Consider the following 7,774-nt stretch of genomic DNA (forward strand, 5'->3'; position numbering starts at 1 on the left):
CATGTAGAGCGCCGTGCCCTGCACGAGGCCGAGCGATCCGCGGTGCTCCGTGCCGGGCTCGGTGACGCCCGGGTCGGCGCCGGCGTGGGCGCCCGCCGAGCCGGCGGTCTGGTTCGTGGTCACCCGCTCAGTCTGGAGCATCCGACCCGCACGCGTCGCTGGCAGGGACGACAGTCGTCGTCAACTTCCTGCCAAGCCCTGCCGACCGGTGACGGGCGACGGATGCCGCGGCATCCGCGCTCCGCTACAGCCGGCCGAGCGCCTCGTCGATGTCGGCGAGCAGGTCGTCGACGTCCTCGATGCCGACCGACAGTCGCACGATCGACTCGGGCACCTCGGCCTCGGTGCCACGGACGGACGCGTGCGTCATCTCCGAGGGGTAGTTCACGAGCGACTCCACGCCGCCCAGCGACTCGGCCAGCTGGAAGAGCGACGTCGACTCCGCGAACCGGCGCGCGGCCACGGCGCCGCCCGTCAGCGAGATCGAGATCATGCCGCCGAAGCCCGACATCTGCCGGGCCGCGAGCTCGTGCCCGGGGTGCGACTCGAGCCCCGGGTAGAACACGTGCTCGATGCCGGCGTGCCCCTCGAGCCGGCGCGCGATCGCCATCGCGTTCTCGCTGTGCCGCTGCATCCGGATGCCGAGCGTCTTGATGCCGCGCGACGTGAGGAACGCGTCGAACGGGCCCGACACGGCGCCCGCCGCGAACTGGGTGAACGCGACCCGCTCGGCGAGCTCCTCCTGCCCGGCCGCGAACACGAGCGCGCCGCCGACCACGTCGGAGTGCCCGCCGAGGTACTTCGTGGTCGAGTGCACGACGACGTCGGCGCCGAGGGCGATCGGCTGCTGCAGCGCCGGCGATGCGAAGGTGTTGTCGACGACGACGAGCACGCCCGCCTCGGAGCCCAGCTCGGCCAGCGCCGCGACATCCGAGATCTTCATGAGCGGGTTCGACGGCGTCTCGACCCAGAGCACCTTCGTCGCGCCGAGCTCGATCGCCCCGCGCACCGCGTCGAGGTCGCTCGTGTCGACGGTCGTGTGCCGGATGCCCCAGGCGCCGAAGACCTTGCGGATGAGCCGGTGCGTTCCGCCGTAGACGTCGTTGCCGATCACGACGTGGTCGCCGGGCACGAGCACCGTACGGAGCAGCGCGTCCTCGGCGGCGAGGCCCGACGCGAACGACAGGCCGCGGACGCCGCCCTCGAGCGCGGCGAGCTGGGTCTCGAGCGCGGTGCGGGTCGGGTTGCCGCCGCGCGAGTACTCGTAGCCGTTGCGCAGGCCGCCGATGCCGTCCTGCACGTACGTGGAGGTCAGGTAGACGGGCGGGATGACCGCGCCGGTGGTGGGATCGAACTCCTGGCCGGCATGGATGGCTCGGGTGTCGAAGCGGGCGTCGTCGTGGAGCATGGTGCGGGTGCCTTCCGGGTGGTGCGCGCGGCCGCTCAGGCCGACAGGTACGTGAGGAGGTCGGTGCGGGTGATGACGCCGAGCGCCTTGCCGCCGTCGGTGACGAGCAGCGCGGGCGCCGTGGCGAACGCCGAGCGGGCGGTGGCGACGGGCTCGTTCACGCCGATGAGGTCGAGCGGCTCCCCCACGACGGTCGACACCTCGTCGGTGAGCTTCGCCCGCCCCGAGAACACGAGGTCGAGCAGCTCCTCCTCGTGGAGCGCGCCGAGCACCTCGCCGAGCACCACGGGCGGCTCCGCCGAGAGCACCACGAGCTGCGAGACACCCGTCTCCGTCATTCGGTCGATGGCCTCCCGCACCGTGTCGGCCGGGTGCACGTAGACGAGGGGCGCCGTGCGGTCGGCCTTGGCGCCGAGCAGGTCGCGAACGGTGTGGCCGGCGGGCGCGTTGCCGAAGCCGTAGGCGCGCAGCCACTTGTCGTTGAAGATCTTGCCGAGGTAGCCGCGACCCGAGTCGGGCAGCAGCACGACGAACACGTCGTCGGGGCCGGCGGATGCCGCGGCCTTGAGCGCCGCGACCACGGCCATGCCGCTCGACCCGCCGACGAGGATGCCCTCCTCGCGCGCGAGCCTGCGAGTCATCGCGAACGACTCTGCGTCGCTGACCGCGATGATCTCGTGCGGCACCGCGGGGTCGTAGGCGGTCGGCCAGAAGTCCTCGCCGACGCCCTCCACGAAGTAGGGGCGGCCGGTGCCGCCCGAGTAGACGGAGCCCTCGGGGTCGGCGCCGATGATGCGCACGGTGTCGCCCGACACCTCGCGCAGGTATCGGCCGGTGCCCGTGATCGTGCCGCCCGTGCCGACGCCCGCCACGAAGTGGGTGACCTTCCCGTCGGTGTCGCGCCAGATCTCGGGACCGGTGGTCTCGTAGTGCGAGCGCGGCCCGTTCGGGTTCGAGTACTGGTCGGGCTTGAACGCGCCGGGGATCTCGCGCGCGAGCCGGTCGGACACGCCGTAGTACGACTCGGGGCTGTCGGGCGCGACCGCGGTCGGGGTCACGACCACCTCGGCGCCGTAGGCCGTCAGCACGTTGCGCTTGTCCTCGCCGACCTTGTCGGGGCACACGAAGATGCACTTGTACCCCCGCTGCTGCGCCACGAGCGCGAGACCCACGCCGGTGTTGCCGCTCGTCGGTTCCACGATCGTGCCGCCCGGCTTCAGCTTGCCCTCGCGCTCGGCGGCGTCGATGATGCGCGCGGCGATGCGGTCCTTGGATGAGCCGCCCGGGTTGAAGTACTCGAGCTTGACCAGCACCGTGGCATCCGTCACCCCCTCGGTCACCTTGTGCAGCTTGACGAGCGGGGTGTCGCCGACGAGATCGACGATGGTCTCTGCGTACTTCATGCCGTGTTCATTCCTCGTGTGGGTGCGGCGCCAGCCTAGCCCGATTCCACGGCCGGGCGGCGGGCCGATCCCTTCGCCGGGAACACCGTCTCCGACTCCTCGAGCGACATGCCGTTCGTCTCGGGCACCTTCCAGAACACGAACACGAACGACAGCGCGGCGAAGGTCGCGTACATGCCGTACGTGAAGAAGAGGGAGAAGTTCGCGAGCACCGGGAACGTCACCGTGACCAGGAAGTTCGCGATCCACTGCGCGGCCGCCGCGAGGCCCAGCGCCCGAGCCCGGATGCGGCCGGGGAAGATCTCGCCGAGCAGCACCCACACGAGCGGCCCCCACGAGAAGCCGAAGAAGACCACGAACAGGTTCGCGGCGACGAGCGCGATCGGGCCCCAGGCACCGGGCAGGCTCAGCTCGCCGTCGACGGTGACGGCGCTCGCGAACGCCACGGCCATCGTCGCAAGGGCGACGGCCATGCCCGCCGATCCGGTGAGCAGCAGCGGACGGCGACCGATGCGGTCGACCAGGGCGATCGCCACGAACGTGACCACGATGTTCGTGACCGACGTGAACACGCTGATCGTGAACGAGTCGGACTCGTCGAAGCCCACCGCCTGCCACAGCGTCGTCGAGTAGTAGAAGATCACGTTGATGCCGACGAACTGCTGGAACACCGACAGCAGGATGCCGATCCAGACGATGCCCTGCAGCCCGAAGACGCGCCCTCGCAGTGCGCCCTTGCGCTTGCCGAGCGCGTCCTGCTGCATCGATGCACGGATGTCGCGGATGCCGCGATCCTCCTCGCCCGGCTGGATGCGGGTGAGCACGCGGCGGGCGTCGTCCTCCTTGCCGGCCTTCACGAGGAAGCGCGGGGACTCGGGCAGGGTCAGGGCGAGCGCGCCGTAGATCACGGACGGCACGACGCATGCGAGGAACATCCAGCGCCAGGCGTCGATGCCGAACCAGAACGGTTCGCCCGCACCACCGGCCGCGTTGGCGAACAGCGCATCGGACAGCAGCGCGGCGAAGATGCCGAAGACGATCGCGAGCTGCTGCAGCGACGCGAGCCTCCCGCGCAGGAGACGCGGCGAGATCTCGGCGATGTACGCCGGCGACACGACCGACGCGATGCCGATGCCCACGCCGCCGATCACCCGCCAGACGATGAGGTCGATGACGCCGAACGCGGAGCCCGACCCGATCGACGACACGAGGAAGAGGATCGCGCCGATGAGCATCACCGGGATGCGGCCGAACCGGTCGGCGAGCCGGCCCGCCAGCTCGGCGCCGAGCGCGCAGCCGAGCAGGGCGCTCGCCACCGCGAACCCCGTGACGACCGAGGTGAGGTCGAACTCCGACTGGATGGCGTCGACCGCGCCGTTCACGACCGACGAGTCGAAGCCGAAGAGGAACCCGCCGACGGCGCCGGCCGCGGCCAGCCCGATGACCCGCGGCTTGAGTCCGCTCGCGAGTGGCGGCGGTGGCGGCTCGGACGCTGAGCCCGTCGGCGCTGATCCGTTCAGCGCTGATCCGTTCAGCGCTGATCCGTTCACGAGCGATGCGGCTCCGGATGCCTCCGAGCCGGTCTCGTCCTGTTCCTCCGTCATGGGATCTCCCCCTCCGCCGACTCGTCGAGCCTATGCGTCGGGCCGGTGACGGCGCCCGAACGACGCGCACGCCGGAGGGCGATCGCACCGCGGAGGCGAGCGCCGTCACGCCTCGAGGACGGTGCGCTCCTCCTGCTGCCGGTAGAGCGAGGCGTACACGCCGTCGGCGATCACGAGCTCGGCGTGCGTGCCCTGCTCGACCACCCGGCCGGCGACGATCACGAAGATCACGTCGGCCGACACCACCGTCGACAGCCGGTGCGCGATCGCGATCGTGGTGCGGCCGCGCGCCGCGTCGTCGAGGGCCTGCTGCACCACCCGCTCAGAGATGGTGTCGAGCGCGCTCGTCGCCTCGTCGAGCACCAGCACCGCCGGGTCCTTCAGGAGCACGCGGGCGATCGCGATGCGCTGCTTCTCGCCGCCGGAGAGGCGGTAGCCGCGTTCGCCCACGATCGTCTGGTAGCCCTCGGGGAACGACGCGATGGTCTCGTGGATGTTCGCCGCACGAGCAGCAGCCTCGAGCTCGGCGTCGGTGGCGTCGGGCCTCGCGTACCGCAGGTTGTCGGCGATCGACGCGTGGAACAGGTAGGTCTCCTGGCTCACGATGCCGATGTGCGAGATGAGCGACTCCTGGCTGAGGTCGCGCACGTCCTCGCCGGCGAATCGCACCGTGCCCTCCGACGCCTCGTAGAGCCGCGGCACGAGGTAGGACACCGTGGTCTTGCCGGCGCCCGAAGGCCCGACGAATGCCGCGAACTGGCCCGGCTCGATGGTGAAGCTCACCCCGTCGAGGGTGGGGCGCCCGTCGCCCTCGGCATCGGGGTAGCGGAACGTGACGTCGTCGAACTCCACGCGCCCGAGCGCGGGGCCCGCCGTCACCTCACGTGCGGTCGGGGCATCCGTGATCGAGGGCTTGAGATCGAGGTACTCGAAGATGCGCGCGAACAGGGCGCTCGACGTCTGCAGGTCGAGGGCCACGCGCATGAGGCCCATGAGCGGGAACAGGAGCCGCGCCTGCACGGTCGTGAACGCGACGATCGTGCCGGCCGTGACATCCGCGGTGCCGCCCGCGATGAGCCACCCCGAGACGAGGTAGACGATCGCCGGGATCGCGGACATGAAGATGCCCACCATCGCGAAGAACCACTGGCCCGTCATCTGCTGCTTCACCTGCAGCCGGATCTGGTTCTGGTTCTCGTCGGCGTAGCGATCGATCTCACTCCGCTGCCGCGTGAAGCTCTTCGAGAGCAGGATGCCCGAGACCGAGAGCGTCTCCTGTGTGATCGCCGTCATCTCCGACAGCGACTCCTGGGTCTTGCCGGCGATGCGGGCCCGCACCTGCCCCACGCGTCGCTGCGCGATCACCATGAACGGCAGCAGCACGAGCGCGATGACCGTGAGCTGCCAGCTGAGGATCAGCATGGCGATGAACGCCGAGATGACCGTGACGGTGTTGCCGAGCACGCTCGAGACGGTGTTGGTGAGCACGGATGCCACGCCGCCCACGTCGTTCTGCAGGCGCGACTGGATGACGCCCGTCTTCGTGCGCGTGAAGAAGCTGAGCTCCATCGACTGCAGATGCGTGAAGAGGCGCACCCGGAGGGACCCCATGACCTGGTTGCCGATGGTGGCGGTGAGCCACGTCTGCCACACGCCGAGCAGCGCCGAGACGATGTAGACGATGATCATCGCGCCGACGATCCATGCGAGCACCGGAAGGTTCGGTCCCATGACGTCGCCGTCGGCCCCGACGGGGAACAGCCCGTCGTCGAACGCCCGCTGGGTGAGCAGCGGCGGGATGACGCTCAGGCCCGCTCCGATGAGCACGAGCACCACGGTGGTGGCGAGGGCGACCTTGTGCGCGGCGAACAGCTCGGAGATGCGGCGCAACAGGTGCGGGATCTTGGGGGCGTCGGCGTTCTCGGCCCGCTGTGCCGACTCGTCGGCCGAGGCGATGCGGGTGCGCGCCTTGCCGTACCTGCCGGTCTGGCCGCCCGGCGCGCTCGCATGCATGCTCATGCGCTCAAGCCTAAGTCGGGGGTGCGACGCGACGGCCGGGCTTGCGGCTTCGGGCGGGGGGCGTTCGCTCACCGCGTCATCGCCCGCGCCCGCCCCTGTTCTGGGGGTCCCGCGCCGGCGAGGAGGCGATATCGTGAGCGGCATCTGGCTGTCCCGACCCGAGGGAGCGATGCCATGTCCCGTATCGGCGTGCCCGAGAACCGATCGTCACGAGCCGACCGCCCGCGCCCACGATGGCTACCGGTCCTGGCGGCGCTGGTCGTCGCCGGAATGGCCGCGCTCGGGGTCGGCGGGGTCGGCGGCGTCGGCCCAGCGGCTGCCGCCGAGGGGGATCCGCTCACCGTGACCGTCACCGACTGCGGCTACTTCGAGTCGGGTCGCATCGACTATGCGTTCAACGCGACGAACACGTTCACCGACAAGCTGATCGCACTGCTCAATGCGGAGGGCCTGGCCATCCAGCAGGTCCCCTTCGGGACCGCACTCACCGGCACCGGGGGCTTCGATGTGGCACCCGGCTCCTACTCCATCGTGCTCGTCGAGTCGCTCGGTCAGATCGGCGGCATCATGGCGCAGGTGCCCGCGACCGTCGGGGCCTGCGCCGACCTCGGCGTGTCGGTCGAGGTCACCTCGTGCAGCACGGATCGCAGCGGATCCATCCTGCTCACCCTGAGCGAACTCGTGGCGGGCGGGATCGTCACCTATGACGTGGAGGGGCCCGACTTCTCGACCGGCGGGTCGCTGGACGAGTACGGCACGACCGAGGTGCTCGACCTCGCCGACATGCCGCCTGGCAACTACTACGCCCTGGCGGAATGGCACCCGATCGCCGGCGGCGCCCAACCTCCGGCGCTCGTCTTCGACTGGGTCGGATTCGCGGTCACGCCCTGCCAGCCGGCGATGCAGCTCGCGGTCACGCCCACCGGCGCCGATGGGACGGGTGGCGTGGACGTCACCCTGTCGAGCCTCGTGAACGGGGTGGACTACCGGGTGTGGGTGACCGACGCGGGTGACCCCGACGGCACGTCGTTCGGCGCCCCGCAGGCGGTGACGGGTGACGCGACGGGAACCGCCGCTCTCGGCTTCGGGTCGTTGCCCGGCGGGCACGTCGTCACGGTCTGGGTCGAGGGGACCTGGGAGGGCACGTGGGAGGAGCCGCCGTTCCTCGGCAACGGGGGCAACTTCGCTCCCCTCGAGTCCGTGACCCTCGCCACGAGCGCCGACGCGTCGGTGGCACCGGCTCCGGCCGTGGTGGCGGAGCCAACCGGGACCCCCGCCGCGACGGCGACGTCGACACTCCCGGACACCGGCCCCGACGGACTCGCGGGCTCGGTGCTCGC

5 protein-coding genes are annotated in these 7,774 nt (G+C 70.8%); 1 reads left to right on the plus strand and 4 read right to left on the minus strand.

The features are described 5' to 3' along the window. Positions 1 to 244: 244 nt before the first annotated feature. The 4 genes from GH736_RS13570 to GH736_RS13585 all read right to left on the minus strand — a co-directional run bounded on the left by GH736_RS13570 (position 245) and on the right by GH736_RS13585 (position 6,428). The gene (locus tag GH736_RS13570; protein ID WP_159604143.1) at positions 245 to 1,408 is read right to left on the minus strand and encodes a cystathionine gamma-synthase; all 1,164 of its coding nucleotides are present in this window, start codon (positions 1,406 to 1,408) and stop codon (positions 245 to 247) included. 35 nt (positions 1,409 to 1,443) lie between these two features. Then, positions 1,444 to 2,811, minus strand: a complete 1,368-nt coding sequence (locus GH736_RS13575; RefSeq protein ID WP_159604145.1) for a cystathionine beta-synthase — start codon at positions 2,809 to 2,811, stop codon at positions 1,444 to 1,446. Between the two features lie 35 nt (positions 2,812 to 2,846). After that, the gene (locus GH736_RS13580) at positions 2,847 to 4,415 is read right to left on the minus strand and encodes a sugar porter family MFS transporter (protein WP_159604147.1); all 1,569 of its coding nucleotides are present in this window, start codon (positions 4,413 to 4,415) and stop codon (positions 2,847 to 2,849) included. A gap of 105 nt (positions 4,416 to 4,520) precedes the next feature. Further along, entirely contained in the window at positions 4,521 to 6,428 is a 1,908-nt protein-coding gene (locus GH736_RS13585) for an ABC transporter ATP-binding protein (protein ID WP_159604151.1), read from the minus strand. Between the two features lie 180 nt (positions 6,429 to 6,608). Between GH736_RS13585 and GH736_RS13590 the strand changes: the two genes are divergently transcribed. Then, the coding region (locus GH736_RS13590) for a hypothetical protein (protein ID WP_159604149.1) at positions 6,609 to 7,774 on the plus strand (1,166 nt) is incomplete at its 3' end.

It is taken from the genome of Agromyces humi (assembly GCF_009720255.1).
In the GTDB taxonomy this organism is placed as follows: Bacteria; Actinomycetota; Actinomycetes; order Actinomycetales; family Microbacteriaceae; genus Agromyces; species Agromyces humi.